Annotated in this window: 12 protein-coding genes; 7 read left to right on the forward strand and 5 right to left on the reverse strand. The window is 61.6% G+C overall.

Annotated features, from left to right (window positions below):
• The first annotated feature begins 208 nt into the window (after positions 1-208).
• The 4 genes from hrpA to HU762_RS10110 all read left to right on the forward strand — a co-directional run bounded on the left by hrpA (position 209) and on the right by HU762_RS10110 (position 8,333).
• Positions 209-4,120 (forward strand): ATP-dependent RNA helicase HrpA, encoded by a 3,912-nt coding sequence (gene hrpA, locus HU762_RS10095; protein WP_186636084.1) that lies wholly within the window; start codon positions 209-211, stop codon positions 4,118-4,120.
• Positions 4,121-4,363: 243 nt separating this feature from the next.
• Entirely contained in the window at positions 4,364-5,485 is a 1,122-nt protein-coding gene (locus HU762_RS10100; protein WP_186636087.1) for a beta-ketoacyl-ACP synthase III, read from the forward strand.
• A gap of 276 nt (positions 5,486-5,761) precedes the next feature.
• Positions 5,762-7,072 carry a porin gene (locus tag HU762_RS10105; RefSeq protein WP_186636090.1) on the forward strand — a complete coding sequence of 437 codons (1,311 nt, stop codon included), beginning with the start codon at positions 5,762-5,764 and terminating at the stop codon, positions 7,070-7,072.
• 136 nt (positions 7,073-7,208) lie between these two features.
• Positions 7,209-8,333, forward strand: a complete 1,125-nt coding sequence (locus HU762_RS10110) for a GNAT family N-acetyltransferase (protein ID WP_186636093.1) — start codon at positions 7,209-7,211, stop codon at positions 8,331-8,333.
• Between the two features lie 77 nt (positions 8,334-8,410).
• On the opposite strand, the gene HU762_RS10115 is transcribed toward HU762_RS10110, so the two are convergent.
• The 4 genes from HU762_RS10115 to HU762_RS10130 form a co-directional block, all read right to left on the reverse strand.
• Entirely contained in the window at positions 8,411-10,243 is a 1,833-nt protein-coding gene (locus HU762_RS10115) for an ABC transporter ATP-binding protein (protein ID WP_186636096.1), read from the reverse strand.
• An 85-nt stretch (positions 10,244-10,328) separates the two neighbouring features.
• Entirely contained in the window at positions 10,329-10,892 is a 564-nt protein-coding gene (locus tag HU762_RS10120) for a peptidylprolyl isomerase (protein WP_186636099.1), read from the reverse strand.
• A 4-nt stretch (positions 10,893-10,896) separates the two neighbouring features.
• A complete protein-coding gene (locus HU762_RS10125) occupies positions 10,897-11,700 on the reverse strand; it encodes an alpha/beta hydrolase (RefSeq protein WP_186636102.1) in 804 nt (267 codons plus the stop codon).
• Between the two features lie 14 nt (positions 11,701-11,714).
• Positions 11,715-12,638, reverse strand: a complete 924-nt coding sequence (locus tag HU762_RS10130) for a LysR family transcriptional regulator (RefSeq protein ID WP_109755825.1) — start codon at positions 12,636-12,638, stop codon at positions 11,715-11,717.
• Between the two features lie 50 nt (positions 12,639-12,688).
• Between HU762_RS10130 and HU762_RS10135 the strand changes: the two genes are divergently transcribed.
• The 3 genes from HU762_RS10135 to HU762_RS10145 all read left to right on the forward strand — a co-directional run bounded on the left by HU762_RS10135 (position 12,689) and on the right by HU762_RS10145 (position 14,834).
• The gene (locus HU762_RS10135) at positions 12,689-13,003 is read left to right on the forward strand and encodes a 3-phosphoglycerate kinase (protein WP_186636105.1); all 315 of its coding nucleotides are present in this window, start codon (positions 12,689-12,691) and stop codon (positions 13,001-13,003) included.
• A gap of 150 nt (positions 13,004-13,153) precedes the next feature.
• Positions 13,154-13,753: an FMN-dependent NADH-azoreductase gene (locus HU762_RS10140; RefSeq protein ID WP_186636108.1), complete on the forward strand. Its 600-nt coding sequence runs from the start codon at positions 13,154-13,156 to the stop codon at positions 13,751-13,753.
• A 214-nt stretch (positions 13,754-13,967) separates the two neighbouring features.
• On the forward strand, positions 13,968-14,834 hold the full coding sequence (locus HU762_RS10145) for a carboxylate/amino acid/amine transporter (protein ID WP_186636111.1): 867 nt from the start codon (positions 13,968-13,970) through the stop codon (positions 14,832-14,834).
• Between the two features lie 13 nt (positions 14,835-14,847).
• Here HU762_RS10145 and HU762_RS10150 read toward each other — a convergent pair whose 3' ends face one another.
• Complete coding sequence (locus HU762_RS10150; protein WP_186636114.1) at positions 14,848-16,146, reverse strand: mechanosensitive ion channel family protein; 1,299 nt, start codon at positions 16,144-16,146, stop codon at positions 14,848-14,850.
• Positions 16,147-16,333: the final 187 nt, after the last annotated feature.

Genomic DNA, 16,333 nt, shown 5'->3' on the forward strand with positions numbered 1-16,333 from the left:
GAACGAATCCCCCGTGGCGAGGGAGCTTGCTCCCGCTGGTGTGCGAAGCGCACCCCGGCGATTTGATGACCGGCGTTAAATCCAGGCGCCTGCTTCGCAGTCGAGCGGGAGCAAGCTCCCTCGCCACAAAAGCGCTAGCGCTCGGCGTCCTGGACACAAATCTGCGACAATCGCTCCCTTGCACAAACCGACGACCCTTGCGTACCTGATGACTGACCAAGCCCCCGCTATCGACAAACTGTTGAAAAACCTCGATCACGCCATGCTCGCCGACCGTAACCGGTTGCGGCGGCAGTTGTTCGAGCTGCGCAAGAAGCCCGACGAGACCAAGCTGGCCCAGTGGGTGACGCGCATGCAAGCGTCGTGCGATCAGGTGTTGGCGCGCAAGGCGAGCCTGCCGGTGATTCGCTACGACGACAATTTGCCGATTGCCGCCAAGCGCGACGAAATCAAAGAGGCGCTGCTCAAGCACCAGGTGTTGATCATCGCCGGCGAGACCGGCTCGGGTAAGACCACGCAGTTGCCGAAGATCTGCCTGGAAATCGGTCGCGGCCAGCATGGCTTGATCGGCCACACCCAGCCGCGCCGGATCGCTGCCCGCAGCGTGGCGAGCCGCGTGGCCGACGAGCTGGGCACTCCGTTGGGCGCGCTGGTCGGTTATCAGGTGCGGTTCGAGGACCAGAGCGATGCCAACACCCTGATCAAGTTGATGACCGACGGCATCCTGCTGGCCGAAACCCAGAACGACCGCTACCTCGAGCGCTACGACACGATCATCGTCGACGAAGCCCACGAACGCAGCCTCAACATCGATTTCCTGCTCGGCTACCTCAAGACCCTGCTGCCGCGTCGTCCGGACCTGAAGGTCATCATCACTTCGGCGACCATCGACCTGGAGCGCTTTTCCAAGCACTTCGATGATGCGCCGATCGTCGAAGTCTCGGGCCGCACCTTCCCGGTGGAAACCTGGTACCGCCCGCTGACCCTGGAACAGGACGAGGAGGGCAACCGGGTCGAAGACGACTTGACCGTCGACCAGGCGATCCTAGCCACCCTCGATGAAATCGCCGCCTACGAACGTAGCGAGCGCCGCAGCCCTGGCGATGTGCTGGTGTTCCTGCCGGGCGAGCGGGAGATTCGTGACGCCGCGGACATGCTGCGCAAGGCCCAGCTCAAGCACACCGAGATCCTGCCGCTGTACGCACGCCTGTCGCCGGCCGAGCAACAGCGGATTTTCCAGTCCCACCCAGGTCGGCGCGTAGTGCTGGCAACCAACGTCGCCGAAACCTCACTGACCGTGCCGGGCATCCGCTACGTGATCGACAGCGGCACCGCGCGCATCAGCCGCTACAGCTATCGCGCCAAGGTCCAGCGCCTGCCCATCGAAGCGATTTCCCAGGCCAGCGCCAACCAGCGCAAGGGTCGCTGCGGGCGGGTCGAGCCAGGGATCTGCATTCGGCTGTACAGCGAAGAAGATTTCCTTGGCCGACCGGAATTCACCGACCCCGAGATCCTGCGCACCAACCTGGCAGCGGTGATCCTGCAGATGCTGCACCTGCGCCTCGGCGAGATCACCGACTTCCCGTTCATCGAGCCGCCGGACGGCAAGGCCATCAGCGACGGTTTCAACCTGCTGCAAGAGCTCTCGGCAGTGGACCGCAACAGCCAGTTGACGCCGTTGGGTCGGCAGTTGGCGCGGCTGCCAGTGGACCCGCGCATGGGCCGCATGCTGCTGGAAGCGGCAAAACTGGGCAGTTTGCAGGAAGTGCTGATCGTCGCCAGCGCCATGTCGATCCAGGACCCGCGCGAGCGCCCGCCGGAACGCCAGCAAGCGGCCGACCAGGCCCACGCTCAATGGAAGGACGCGGACTCGGACTTCGCCGGGCTGGTCTATCTATGGCGCGGTTTTGAAGAGCAGCGCCAAGCCCTGACGGCCAGCCCGCTGCGCAATTGGTGCCGAAAGAATTTCCTCAATTACTTGCGCCTGCGCGAGTGGCGCGATTCCCACCGCCAGTTGAGCCTGATCTGCCGCGACATGCAGCTGAGCCTCAACAAAGATCCGGCTGATTACCCGAAGCTTCACCAAGCGGTGCTCTCGGGCCTGCTGAGCCAGATCGGCCAGAAGACCGAAGACGGCGATTACCTCGGCGCTCGTCAACGGCGTTTCTGGGTTCATCCATCGTCGGGCCTGGGCAAGAAGCGTCCGCAGTGGCTGATGACCGCCGAGTTGGTGGAAACCACCAAGCTGTACGCGCGCATGGTGGCGAAAATCGAACCGGACTGGATCGAACCGCTGGCCGGGCACTTGATCAAGAAAAACCACTTCGAGCCCCATTGGGAGAAGAAGCGCGGGCAAGTGGTGGCGTACGAGCAGATCACCTTGTTCGGCCTGATCGTCGTCGGTCGCCGGCCGGTGCATTACGGGCCGGTGGACCCGGTGGTGTCCCGTGAACTGTTCATCCGCGAAGCGCTGGTGCGCGGCGAGATCCAGTCCAAGGCCAAGTGCCTGAGCGCCAACACCCGCCTTTTGGAACAACTCGACGAACTGGAAGCCAAGGCGCGCCGGCGTGACATCCTGGCGGACGAGGAAACCCTCTTCGCGTTCTACGATGCGCGCCTGCCCGCGGAGATCCACCAGACCGCGACCTTTGATAGTTGGTATCGGATCAACAGCCAGAAAGATCCGCAATTGCTGATCATGCGTGAAGAAGACGTGCTGGCGCGCGAGGCCAGCGAGGTGACGGCCGCTCAATACCCCGACACCTTGCGCGTCGGCGAGCTGACCTTGCCGTTGAGCTACCACTTCGAGCCCAATCACCCGCGCGATGGTGTGACCTTGCGCGTGCCGGCGCCACTGCTGCCGATGTTGCCGCCGGAGCGCCTGGAATGGCTGGTGCCGGGGATGATCGAGGCCAAGTGCATCGCCCTGGTGCGCAACCTGCCCAAGGCCTTGCGCAAGAACTTCGTGCCGGTGCCGGATTTCGTCAAGGCCGCGCTGCAACGCATGACATTCGCCGAGGGCTCGTTGCCCCAGGCGCTGGGACGCGAGTTACTGCGCATGACCGGCGCGCGGGTCAGCGACGAAGCCTGGACCGAAGCGGCGCAGCAGGTGGAGAGCCACCTGCGCATGAATCTGGAAATCGTCGATGGCCAGGGCAAGTTCCTCGGCGAAGGACGTGACCTGGCCGAGCTGACGGCGCGTTTTGCCGAAGCCAGCCAGGCCGCGTTGGCCGTACCGCAAACGGCGAAAAGCCAGGCGCCGGTGGAGGCGAAAGTCTTTGCGCCGGTGGCGGAGAAAACCCAGCAGAAGATCGCCGGGTTGTCGATGACGGTTTATCCGGCGCTGGTGGAAGAAGGCGGCGTGGTCAAGGAAGGGCGCTTCCCAACGCCGGCCGAAGCCGAGTTCCAGCACCGTCGCGCCTTGCAGCGCTTGCTGATGCAGCAACTGGCCGAACCGGCGAAGTTCCTCCGTGGCAAGCTGCCAGGCCTGACGGAGCTGGGCCTGCTGTACCGCGACTTGGGCCGCATCGACGGCCTGGTGGAAGACATTCTGCTCGCCAGCCTCGACAGTTGCGTGCTCGAAGGCGAGCCGAGCCTGCCCCGTGACGGCGCCGCACTGGCGGCCCTGGCCGAGCGCAAGCGTGGCGGCTGGACCGAACACGCCGAACGCCTGGCGAAGCTGACGCTGGACATCCTCAAGCTCTGGCATGGCCTGCAAAAACGCTTCAAAGGCAAGATCGACCTCGCCCAGGCCGTGGCCCTGAACGATATCAAGCAGCAGCTCAGCCACTTGGTGTACCCGGGCTTTGTACGTGAAACCCCGCATCAGTGGCTCAAGGAACTGCCGCGCTACCTCAGGGCCGTCGAGCAACGTTTCGAGAAACTCGGCAGCCAGGTGCAGAAAGACCGGGTCTGGAGTGGCGAGCTGTCAAACCTCTGGGCGCAATACCAGGCCCGCGCGGGCAAACACGCCCAGGAAGGCAAGCGCGATCCGCAGTTGGAGCTGTATCGCTGGTGGTTGGAAGAATATCGGGTGTCGCTGTTCGCCCAGCAGTTGGGCACCAAGGTGCCGATTTCCGACAAGCGCCTGGGCAAGCAGTGGGGACAGGTGGAACCCTGAATGAATTCGGTTAGCGCGACCGATCCTATTTCATAGGGACGGCCAGGGAGAATGGGCCAAACGCCAGCGTTTATGGCAAACTTCGCGCCTATAAATGCCGGTCCCGTGGTTTTGAGCTTCAAGGCCACGGGCGGATCGGAATAAAGCGATGCCTGGGCTGCTTCCCCCGGATGGGAAAAGTCCCTTTGCGTATTGGTACGTCGGTGCCAATACTTTCTGCCTGAACAGATCAGAGAAACGACCATGCATAACGTCGTCATCAGCGGCACCGGCCTGTACACCCCGGCCAACAGCATCTCCAACGAAGAGCTGGTGCAATCTTTCAATACCTATGTCGCGCAGTTCAACGCCGACAACGCCGAGGCCATCGAACGCGGCGAAATCCAAGCATTGACCGAATCCAACGCGGCGTTCATCGAAAAGGCTTCGGGCATCAAGAGCCGTTTCGTGATGGACAAGGAGGGCATCCTCGATCCGCAACGCATGACGCCGCGCCTGCCTGAGCGTTCCAACGACGAGTGGTCGGTGCTCTGCGAAATGGCCGTAGGCGCCGCGAAGCAGGCCCTTGAGCGCGCCGGCCGCACCGCTGCCGACATCGACGGCGTGATCGTCGCTTGTTCCAATCTGCAGCGTCCTTATCCGGCCATTGCCATCGAAGTCCAGGAAGCCCTGGGCATCGAAGGGTTCGGCTTCGACATGAACGTAGCCTGTTCTTCGGCGACCTTCGGCATCCAGGCCGCGGCCAACAGCGTGCAACTGGGCCAGGCCCGGGCGATCCTGATGGTCAACCCGGAAGTCTGCACCGGTCACTTGAATTTCCGCGACCGCGACAGTCATTTCATCTTCGGCGATGCGGCCACAGCGGTAATCATTGAGCGCGCGGACCAGGCGACATCGCCGTACCAGTTCGACGTGGTCAGCACCAAGCTGCTCACCAAGTTCTCCAACAACATCCGCAACAATTTCGGCTTCCTCAACCGCGCGGCGGAAGAGGGCCTCGGCACCCGAGACAAACTGTTCGTCCAGGAAGGCCGCAAGGTGTTCCGTGACGTCTGCCCGATGGTGGCGGAACTGGTCGGCGCTCATTTGGCGGAAAACCAGCTGAACGTCGGCGAAGTGAAGCGTTTCTGGCTGCATCAGGCCAACCTGAGCATGAACCAGCTGATCGTGCGCAAGCTGCTGGGGCGCGAGGCTAGCGAAGAGGAAGCCCCGGTGATTCTCGACCGCTACGCCAACACCAGCTCGGCCGGTTCCGTGATTGCATTCCACATGTATCAGGATGACCTGCCCAGCGGCTCGGTCGCAGTGCTCAGCTCGTTTGGCGCCGGCTACTCGATTGGCAGCGTGATCCTGCGCAAGCGGTGACCTGAACTGCTCGATCTACCCGTGGTGAGAGCGCTTGCTCTCACCACGATGGCAACCTGATTTCTCCGCCAACGCTCTAGCTTGCCGCTTGCAGCTCACCTCTCGAAGCTGCCCTTCAGTTATTCCGATTCGAAGTAAAAAGTTCCGCTGTCATAAAATCTTTATGTGATAGCAACTTGCCTGACACACCCCGTCGCCAAGATCCCCTCCCAACACCAGCGGGCCCAGTTCCGCGTGTTTTCTAACGCATAGACTACCAACTAGGGGAATTCTTCGATGATCCGTAAGCACTTCGCAGGTGTTGCCGCCAGCGCACTGGCAATGGCAGTAACCGCCCAGGCTTTCGCCGGCACCGTCACCACCGATGGCGCCGATATCGTGGTCAAGACCAAGGGCGGCCTTGAGGTCGCTACCACTGACAAAGAGTTCAGCTTCAAGCTCGGCGGTCGTTTGCAGGCTGACTACAGCCAGTTCGACGGTATCTACACCGACAATGGCGACAAGGCCGATGCCGCTTACATCCGCCGCGGCTTCCTGGAGCTGTCCGGCGTGCTGTACACGGACTGGGCCTACACCATCAACTACGATTTCTCCCACAACAGCGGCGATTCCGACAACGGTTACTTCGACGAAGCGTCCCTGGCCTACAACGGCTTCAAGCCGGTGTCGATCAAGGTCGGTCGTTTCGACCCGGACTTCGGCCTGGAAAAAGCCACCAGCTCCAAGTGGGTCACCGCGCCCGAGCGTAACGCCGCCTACGACCTGATCGACTGGGCGAACGGCCACCAGAACGGCCTGGGCCTGCAAGCCTCCGGCGTCTTCGCCGATTCGTTCTACGCGTCGGCCGGTGTATTCAGCAAAGACACCGACGACACCGACGGCAACAGCATCAAGCAGGCCAACGGTCGCTTCGTGTTCGCCCCGATGCACGAAGCCGGCAACGTGCTGCACTTCGGTTTGAACGTGGCCTCCCGCGACGTTTCCGACACCGCATTCGACGCCCGTTATCGCTCCCGTCTGGGCATGCGTGGTGTCGAGACCCTGGGTGGCAACGACGCCGGTCCTAACGGCAACCGTCCGGTCCTGGGCGGCGCCAACAACTCGCCGGCCGGTTCCTACGACACCGACACCGCTTTCGGCCTGGAAGCCGCGTTCGCCATGGGTCCAGCCTCGATCCAAGGTGAATACATCACCCGCAAGACCAAGGCTGACAGCGACGCCTTCGAAGACCTCAAGGGCCATGGCTTCTACGTGCAGGGTGCCTACACCATCACCGGTGAGTCCCGTGGTTATAAAATCGGCAAGTTCGATTCGATCAAGCCTCAGAACAAATCCATCGGTGCCTGGGAAGTGTTCTACCGCTTCGACAGCATGACCGTCGAAGACGACAACATCACCACCGCCACCGCGACCCGTGATGTGGGCGATGCCGAAGCCAAGGTGCACAACCTGGGCGTCAACTGGTACGCCAACGAAGCGGTGAAGATCTCTGCCGCCTACGTCAAGGCCAAGACCGACAACGTGACCAACGTCAACGGCGACGACGACGGCAAGGGTGTGGTGGTACGTGCCCAGTACGTGTTCTAAATCGCTTTGACTTGATACACCGCTCCACTTTCATCTGTTACAGCTCCTTTCGACCCCGCCACTGGCGGGGTTTTTTTTAGCCCGCACGGTCCGAATCGGCGATACTCGCCCCATCACCTGGATCACGGGGAACTGCATGCCGCTTCACGTCCTGGACAGTCTGTCCGCCATCGCGCCACATGAGTGGGACGCGCTGGTGCCCGCCAATCAACCTTTCCTGCGCCACGCCTTTCTAAGCGCCCTCGAAGACAGCGCCAGCCTGGGCGCGCATTCCGGTTGGCAGCCCGAGCACCTGTTGCACATCGAAGAGGGACGCTTGCTGGCGGCCTTGCCCAGTTATCGCAAGTGGCATTCCTACGGTGAGTATGTGTTCGATCACGGCTGGGCCGATGCCTGCGCCCGGGCCGGCATCGAGTATTATCCCAAGCTGTTGACGGCGGTGCCGTTCAGCCCGGTCAGCGGTCCGCGGTTGTTGGCGGCGTGTGTGGAGGATGGCTTGGAATTGCTCGGCAGCCTGCCGGGTTATCTGGAAATCGAAGCGCTCTCCAGCGCCCACATCAACTTCACCGATCCTTTCACCGACGCGGCGCTGGCTGGGCAGGAGGGCTGGCTGCAGCGGATCGGTTGCCAATACCACTGGCAGAATCGCGGTTACCGGGACTTCCAGGATTTCCTCGATGCGCTCAGTTCCCGCAAGCGCAAGCAGATGCGCAAGGAACGCGAGCAAGTGGCGGGGCAGGGCATAGAATTCGAGTGGCTTGAAGGCCATCAACTGGACGAGGCGCAGTGGGATTTTGTCTACGCCTGCTACGCCAACACCTACGCGGTGCGACGGCAGGCGCCGTACCTGACCCGGGCGTTTTTCAGCCTGTTGGCCGAGCGCATGCCCGAGGCCATTCGCGTGGTCCTGGCCAAGCAAGGTTCGCGGCCGGTGGCAATGGCGTTCAGTCTGGTGGGGGGCGACAGCTTTTATGGGCGGTACTGGGGATGCCTGGCGGAGTTCGACCGCCTGCACTTCGAAACCTGTTTCTACCAAGGCATGGACTATGCGATAGCCAACGGTCTGCAGCGCTTTGACGCCGGTGCCCAGGGTGAGCACAAGTTGATCCGCGGCTTCGAACCGGTGATTACCCGCTCGTGGCACTACTTGCGTCATCCGGGCCTGAAAGCAGCTGTGGCGGATTTCCTCATGCGCGAGCATGAAGGGGTGCTGGCGTATGCCGAAGAGGCGAAAGCAGCACTGCCTTATCGGCAGTGCTGAGGTTGCTAATGGTCACTACAACACCCTGTGGCGAGGGAGCAAGCTCCCTCGCCACGGGTTTTGTGCAGACTCCGGGCTCAGTCGATCCCCACAAATCCACCCGTCTGGTGCTGCCAAAGCCGCGCATACAACCCGCCATGGGCCAGCAGTTCTGCATGGCTGCCGGTCTCGGCGATGCGGCCGTTTTCCAGCACCACCAGGCGATCCATCCGGGCGATGGTCGAGAGGCGGTGAGCGATGGCGATCACGGTCTTGCCTTGCATCAGCGTCTCGAGGCTTTCCTGGATCGCCGCCTCGACTTCCGAGTCCAGCGCGGAAGTCGCTTCGTCCATGATCAGGATCGGCGCGTCCTTGAGCAGCACCCGCGCGATGGCGATGCGCTGGCGCTGGCCGCCGGAAAGCTTCACGCCGCGTTCGCCCACATGGGCGTCGAAACCGGTGCGGCCTTCGGCGTCCGATAGCAGCGGGATGAACTCATCGGCGCGGGCCTTGTGCACCGCTTCCCAGAGTTGCGCATCGGTCGCGTCGGGCTTGCCGTAAAGCAGGTTGTCGCGAATCGAACGGTGCAGCAGCGAGGTGTCCTGGGTGATCATGCCGATGCGCTCGCGCAGGCTTTCCTGGCCGACGTGGGCGATGTCCTGGCCGTCAATGAGGATGCGCCCGCCTTGTACGTCGTAGAGGCGCAGCAGCAGGTTCACCAGCGTCGACTTGCCCGCGCCGGACGGGCCGATCAGGCCGATTTTCTCGCCTGGCTTGATGATCAGGTTCAGGTCGCCGATGACGCCGCTTTTCTTGCCATAGTGGAAATCCACATGCTCGAAACGCACCTCGCCCTGGGCCACGGCCAGCGGCTTGGCCTCGTCGCGGTCGGTGACGCTGACGGGCTGGGAGATGGTCTGCAGACCGTCCTGGACCATGCCGATGTTTTCGAAGATGCCGGTGACCACCCACATGATCCAGCCGGACATGTTGACGATGCGAATCACCAGGCCGGTGGCCAGGGCAATGGCACCGACGCTGATCAGCGATTGCGTCCACAGCCACAGCGCCAGGGCGGTGGTGCCGACGATCAGCAGCCCGTTCATGCTGGTGATGACGACGTCCATGCTGGTCACCACACGGCCGGCCAGTTGAGCCTTTTCAGTTTGCTCCTCGATGGCTTCGCGCGCGTATTGCTGTTCGAAGTTGGTGTGGGCGAACAGCTTCAGAGTGGTGATATTGGTATAGCCATCGACAATCCGTCCCATGAGCTTGGAGCGGGCATCGGAGGAGACCACGGAGCGTTCCTTGACCCGTGGCACGAAATAGCAGAGCGCGCCGATGTAGCTGGCGATCCACATCAGCAGCGGGATCATCAGGCGCCAATCGGCTTCGGCGAACAGCACCAGGGAGCTGATGGCATAGATCAGCACGTGCCACAACGCATCCACCGCCTGCACCGCCGAGTCGCGCAGTGAGTTGCCGGTCTGCATGATGCGCTGGGCGATACGCCCGGCGAAGTCGTTCTGGAAGAAGTTCAGGCTCTGCTTGAGCACGTAGCTGTGGTTTTGCCAGCGGATCAGGCTGGTCATGCTGGGGCTCAGCGTCTGGTGCACCAACAGGTCATGCAGGGCCACGAAGATCGGTCGGAACACCAGCGCCACCACGGCCATCCAAGCCAGCTCCACGCCGTGGAGCTTGAAGAAGTCTGCGCTGGGCGTGGCCTGGGTCAGGTCGATGATGCGACTCAGGTAGCTGAACAGCGCGACTTCTATCAGCGCGCCGATCAGGCCCACCAGCAGCAGCGCGGCGAAGCTGGGCCAGACCTGTTTCAGGTAATAGGTATAGAAGGGCAGGACGCGGTTCGGCGGGGCCGAGGTCGGCGCGTCGCGGAAGATGTCGATCAGTTTTTCAAAACGGCGGTAAACCATGGGGTACATAGCCCGGGCGAGGGCTCTCCTTCTTTGCTGTGAGCGGCGCGGGGTTGCCGGCGCCGCTCAGGCTTGCCCTGTGCGTTTAGTCGATGCGCTTGGCCGACTTGATGATCACAGGATCGATCGGCACGTTTTGCATGCCTGACTTGGTGGTGGTCTGGGAGTTGACGATGACGTCTACCACGTCCATGCCCTTGACCACTTTGGCGAACACCGCGTAGCCGGCGTCGCGGCCCGGATCGAGGAAAGCGTTGTCAGCCACGTTGATGAAAAACTGGCTGGTGGCCGAATCCGGGTTGGAAGTGCGAGCCATCGACAAGGTGCCGCGAACGTTGTGCAAGCCGTTGCTGGCTTCGTTCTTGATCGGCGCCTTGGTGTCTTTCTGTTGCATCTGCTGGGTAAAGCCGCCGCCCTGGGCCATGAAGCCTGGGATCACGCGGTGGAAAATCGTGTTGTTGTAGAAGCCGCTGTCAACGTACTCAAGAAAATTCTTGGTACTGATGGGCGCCTTGACCGGGTCCAGTTCGATTTCGATCTGGCCGTTGGTGGTATCCAGCAAGACGTGTGGCGCCTTGGCTGGTTGCGCGGCCATCAGGTTGGCGGCAAACAGGACGGAGCCGGCGGCGAGGGCGATTTTTTTCAGCATGGGTTCAGTGATCCTGGGTAGTGGAATCGATTGCGGTCAAGAATTCGAGCAGGGTCTGGTTGAAGCGTTCGGGTTGATCCAGCGGTGTAGCGTGCCGTGAATCGGCGATGACCGCCAGTCGTGCGTCAGGCAAAAGCTTCGTATAAGCCTCTTTCAGCGCCACCGGGGTGTAGTCGTGGTCGGCGCAAATGATGAGGGTTGGACAGGCGATGTGCGACAGGTGTTCCTGCACACCCCAGCCGACGATGGCATCGAAACTGGCGAGATAGGCGCGTTTGTCGTTCTGTGCCCAGCGTCGGGCCATTTCCAGGCGCAGCTCGGTTTGCTCGGGCTTGGGGAACAATTTGGCGCCGAGGGCCTTGCCGATGGTTTCAAGGCTCAGCAGGCGCATCAAGCTCCAGCGCTTGAACCATTGCCAGCAATCGTCGGGCGTGCGGACTTTGACTTCAGGGGCGCTGTTGACAATGCACAGGCTCTTGACCCGCGCGGGTTCGTCCACGGCCAACTGGAAACCAATCATGCCGCCCATGGACCAGCCCACCAAGTGCACCGGGCCCAGGTCGAGGTGGTCGATCAGGGCGCACAGGTCGGCGCTGAAGCCTTCGATGCTGTAGCGCTCGCGGGGCTTGTCGGAGCGACCGTGGCCGCGCACATCGGGCACGATCAGGCGATAACGGGCGGACAACACCGGGATCTGTCTTTCCCAGTCCCGCGTGCTCGAGCCCAACCCGTGGACCAGCACCAGGGGCGCGCCGTGGCCGTACTCTTCGTAATGCAGGTTGCAACCTTCGTGCTCGAAATAGGCCATCGGCGAAATCCTTGTCAGGCTTGTTCAGGGGCGGCGAACGGCGCATCCAGCGGCGCGGTGTCAAAGGTGCGCAGCAGTTCGATCAGGATTTGCGTGGCCGGGCCCAGGGGTTTTTCCTTGTTTGAGAACAGATAGAAGGTCGAGTTGCGGCTGCCTCCCTGTTCCAAGGGTAGACGCTTGAGCAAGCCTTCCTTGAGTTCTCGTTCGATCATATGGCGGGGCAGCCAGGCGAATCCCAACCCGCTGCCGACAAAACTCGCGGCGGTGGCCAGGCTGCCGACGGTCCAGCGCTGTTCGGCACCGAGCCAGCCGACATCTCGGGGTTGCTGGCGGCCGGAGTCGCGGATGACTACTTGCAACTGGCTTTCCAGGTCCTGGAAGTTCAGCTCGCGATTGAGGCGGTGCAAGGCATGTTCTGGATGGGCCACCGCGATGAACTCCACATCGCTCAGTTCCGCGCCCAGGTATCCGGGAATGCTGAAACCGCTGATGGCCAGGTCCGCCACGCCTTCGAGCAGCACTTCCTCGACACCCGACAGCACTTCTTCGCGCAGCCGCACCCGGCAGCCACGGCTTTGTGGCATGAACGCCGTCAAGGCGCGAACGAGGCGGGCGTTGGGGTAGGCCGCGTCGACCACCAGGCGAACTTCGGCTTCCCAGCCTTGCTCCATGTGATGGGCCAGGTCTTCCAATTGGCTGGCCTGTTTCACCAATTGCCGGGAGCGGCGCAACAGTACGCCACCGGCTTCGGTCAGCACGGCCTTGCGCCCGTCGATGCGCAGCAACGGTACGCCGAGCTGATCCTGCATGCGCGCGACGGTGTAGCTCACCGAGGATTGGGAGCGGTGCAGCACTTCGGCAGCCTGGGCGAAACCACCGTGGTCCACCACCGCCTGCAACGTTCGCCACTGATCAAGGGTCACGCGGGGCGCTTTCATATTGAGCTCCTCTTGTCCTAAGCTGGCGGTCCCTTGGTGGAGACTGCCGAATGAAGAAAATCTGTTGTGCGTTGCTGGCCCTGTTGCCATTGACCGCGTTCGCCTACCCGATCGATGTGGAAAAACACCTCAACGGCCTGAGCATCGACTACACCGCCTACGACACCGATGCCGATATTGGCTCGATCCAAGTCAACAACTACGGCAACACGGACGCGGCTTGCGCCGTGGTTTTCCGCAACGGCCCCGAAGCGCCGCGCACCCGCAAGATCGAAGTCGCCGCCGGCAAATTCAAGAACGCCACCGCCAAGTTCAACCGCAACATCATCAAGCTGCGCATCGAGCTGACCTGTAAGCCGAAGTAGCCAACGGCGGGCAGCGTCGCTAGGCGTGCTCCGCTTATAAACGAAAATATCGATGCATTGCAGCAATTATTTGCGCTTTTTCATCGATATGATCGCGCTTAACCTTCACTCCATCGACTGACAACATTCTCAGATGGAGCCTACAAAGCCATGTCCCGCGTCCTGATCATCGAAAGCAGTGCCCGCCAGCAAGATTCGATTTCCCGCCAACTGACCCAGACCTTCATCAACCAGTGGAAAGCCGCACACCCTGCCGATGAGATCAGCGTTCGTGACCTGGCCGTCAATCCGGTGCCGCACCTGGACGCCAACTTGCTGGGTGGCTGGATGAAACCGGTCGAGCAGCGCAACGACATCGAGAACGCTTCGCTGGAGCGCTCCAACCAACTGACCGACGAACTGCTGGCCGCCGACGTACTGGTGATGGCCGCGCCGATGTACAACTTCGCGATTCCCAGCACCTTGAAAGCCTGGCTGGACCACGTATTGCGTGCTGGCGTGACGTTCAAGTACACCCCCACCGGTCCCCAGGGTTTATTGACCGGCAAGCGCGCCTTCGTCCTGACCGCCCGCGGCGGCATCCATGCAGGCGGCAGCACCGACCACCAGGAACCGTACCTGCGCCAGGTGATGGGCTTCGTCGGTATCCACGATGTCACGTTCATCCATGCCGAAGGCTTGAACCTGGGCGGTGACTTCCAGGAGAAGGGCTTGAATCAGGCCAACGCCAAGCTGTCCCAAGTCGCCTGATCCGTTAATCCTCGGGTAATCGCCAAGTGGTCTAGTGACTCGGCGCTTCCCTTCAAACTGTTTTGCGCATCGAACCTCCCTTTGCACTTATTGCTCCCTGAGTGCATCAGCCCGATTGAACGCTTAAGCGAGATCGGGCTTTTTTTTGCCTGCGATCTCATGGCTCCCACTGTTCAAAACCGTTATCTTCGCCGCCATTCGAAACGAGGGCGGTATGGGCTATCTACTTTTTGTGACATTGATCCAGGCGTTTTCCTTCAGCCTGATCGGCGAATACCTGGCCGGCCACGTCGACAGTTATTTCGCGGTGCTGGTGCGGGTCGTGCTGGCGGGGCTGGTGTTCATTCCGTTGACGCGCTGGCGCCAGGTGGAACCGTCGTTCATGCGCGGCATGCTGTTGATCGGCGCCTTGCAGTTCGGCGTGACTTACGTTTGCCTTTACCTGAGTTTCCGAGTGCTGACGGTCCCAGAGGTATTGTTGTTCACCATCCTCACGCCGCTCCACGTGACCTTGATCGAAGATGCCCTCAACCGCCGCTTCAATCCCTGGGCGTTGATCGCGGCGCTGGTGGCCGTGGCCGGCGCGGCGGTGATTCGCTACGACCGGATCAACCCGGATTTCTTCATGGGGTTCTTGCTGCTGCAACTGGCCAACTTCACCTATGCGGCGGGGCAGGTGTTGTACAAGCACTTGGTAGCGCGGCATCCGAGTGACCTGCCGCATTACCGACGTTTCGGCTATTTCTACCTGGGCGCGCTGATGGTTGCGTTGCCGGCGTTCCTGCTGTTCGGCAAGGCGGATTTCTGGCCTGAAGCGCCGTTGCAGTGGGGCGTACTGGTATTCCTCGGGCTGGTTTCCACCGCGCTCGGTTTGTACTGGTGGAACAAAGGCGCTTGCCTGGTCAACGGCGGCACGCTGGCAGTGATGAACAACCTGCACGTGCCGGTAGGGCTGCTGGTGAACCTGTTGATCTGGAACCAGCACGAGGCGTTGGGGCGGTTGTTGCTGGGTGGGTCGGTGATACTGGCGGCAGTGTGGATCAGTCGGTTGGGGGTTCGCCGACCTCAGCCTTCGCCCTGAATATCGTGGTGGTTCAGACCACCTGCTTCTCCGTCTCCGGCAGGTGGCTCGCCCCCAGCACTGCCGGCAGCAGTCCCGAGCGCAGATCCGTGCCGCTTGGCTGCTGGTACAGGTTCAATCCAAACTCCGGCATCACCGCCAGCAGGTAATCGAAAATATCCCCCTGGATGCGTTCGTAGTCGGCCCACACGGTGGTGCCAGTGAAGCAGTAGATTTCCAGCGGGATGCCTTGGGCGGTAGTTTGCAGCTGCCGGACCATGCAGGTCATGTTCGGCTGGATCTCGGGGTGGCTTTTCAGATAGGCCAGGGCATAGGCGCGAAAGGTGCCCAGGTTGGTCATCCGCCGGCGGTTGGCCGACATCGCCGCGACGTTGCCCTGGGCTTCGTTCCAGGCCTTGAGCTCGGCCTGCTTGCGGCCGATGTAGTCGGTCAGCAGGCGCACCTGGGTCAGGCGCTGTTCCTCCTCGTCGTGGAGGAAGCGCACGCCGCTGGCGTCGATGAACAGGCTGCGCTTGATCCGCCGCCCGCCGGATTGCTGCATGCCGCGCCAGTTCTTGAACGACTCGGACATCAGGCGCCAGGTCGGGATCGAGACGATGGTCTTGTCGAAGTTCTGCACCTTGACCGTGTGCAGGGTGATGTCCACCACGTCACCGTCGGCGCCGACCTGGGGCATCTCGATCCAGTCACCGACCCGCAGCATGTCGTTACTGGTCAACTGCACGCTGGCGACGAACGACAACAGCGTGTCCTTGTAGACCAACAGGATCACGGCCGACATCGCACCCAGGCCCGACAGCAGCAACAGCGGCGAACGGTCGATCAGCGTGGCGACGATGATGATCGCGCCGAACACATACAGCACCATTTTCGTCAGTTGCACGTAGCCTTTGATCGAGCGAGTGCGGGCATGCTCGGTGCGGGCGTACACATCCAGCAGGGCGCTGAGCAGGGCACTGATGGCGAGCACCATGAACAGAATGGTGAAGGCCAGCGCGACATTGCCCAGGAACACCGTGCTGGTCTTGCCGAGCCCCGGCACCAGGTGCAGGCCGAACTGGATGATCAGCGACGGCGTCGTCTGCGCCAGTCGATGAAAGACCTTGTTCTGGCGCAGGTCGTTGACCCAGTGCAGGGCCGGTTGGCGGCCAAGTAGCTTGGCGCCGTGCAAGATCAGGTAGCGCGCCACGCGCCCGAGCACCAGCGCAATCGTCAGCAGCAGCGCCAGGGCGAGGCTGGAATGCAGGAGCGGATGCTGATCCAGGGCGCCCCAGAAATCTTGTAGGTTGAGCCAGAGCTGTTTGATATCCATGGACGAGACGGTTCTTCTATAGGCGCGATGGGGCGAATTAGAGCATTTAAGCCCGATAAAGTGACCGTTGATGACAAATCCGTTAATAAAAACACGCTGATTTGGCGCCGTTTGTATAAAGAAACTCGGCCTTCGCGCTCGAAACCGTTACCCTATGCAGCTGTTTTTTTGCATTTCTTCGAGGTAG

Source organism: Pseudomonas sp. SWRI92 (genome assembly GCF_014268685.1).
Lineage (GTDB): Bacteria > Pseudomonadota > Gammaproteobacteria > Pseudomonadales > Pseudomonadaceae > Aquipseudomonas > Aquipseudomonas marvdashtae.

Bases quoted from the DNA above. Each gene is read 5' to 3' on its own strand.
- HU762_RS10135 (WP_186636105.1), top strand. From the start codon at position 12,689: ATGAAGAAAATCTGTTGTGCGTTGCTGGCCCTGTTGCCATTGACCGCG.
- HU762_RS10145 (WP_186636111.1), top strand. From the start codon at position 13,968: ATGGGCTATCTACTTTTTGTGACATTGATCCAGGCGTTTTCCTTCAGC.
- HU762_RS10110 (WP_186636093.1), top strand. From the start codon at position 7,209: ATGCCGCTTCACGTCCTGGACAGTCTGTCCGCCATCGCGCCACATGAG.
- HU762_RS10150 (WP_186636114.1), bottom strand. From the start codon at position 16,146: ATGGATATCAAACAGCTCTGGCTCAACCTACAAGATTTCTGGGGCGCC.
- HU762_RS10105 (WP_186636090.1), top strand. From the start codon at position 5,762: ATGATCCGTAAGCACTTCGCAGGTGTTGCCGCCAGCGCACTGGCAATG.
- HU762_RS10115 (WP_186636096.1), bottom strand. From the start codon at position 10,243: ATGGTTTACCGCCGTTTTGAAAAACTGATCGACATCTTCCGCGACGCG.
- HU762_RS10130 (WP_109755825.1), bottom strand. From the start codon at position 12,638: ATGAAAGCGCCCCGCGTGACCCTTGATCAGTGGCGAACGTTGCAGGCG.
- hrpA (WP_186636084.1), top strand. From the start codon at position 209: ATGACTGACCAAGCCCCCGCTATCGACAAACTGTTGAAAAACCTCGAT.
- HU762_RS10100 (WP_186636087.1), top strand. From the start codon at position 4,364: ATGCATAACGTCGTCATCAGCGGCACCGGCCTGTACACCCCGGCCAAC.
- HU762_RS10125 (WP_186636102.1), bottom strand. From the start codon at position 11,700: ATGGCCTATTTCGAGCACGAAGGTTGCAACCTGCATTACGAAGAGTAC.
- HU762_RS10120 (WP_186636099.1), bottom strand. From the start codon at position 10,892: ATGCTGAAAAAAATCGCCCTCGCCGCCGGCTCCGTCCTGTTTGCCGCC.
- HU762_RS10140 (WP_186636108.1), top strand. From the start codon at position 13,154: ATGTCCCGCGTCCTGATCATCGAAAGCAGTGCCCGCCAGCAAGATTCG.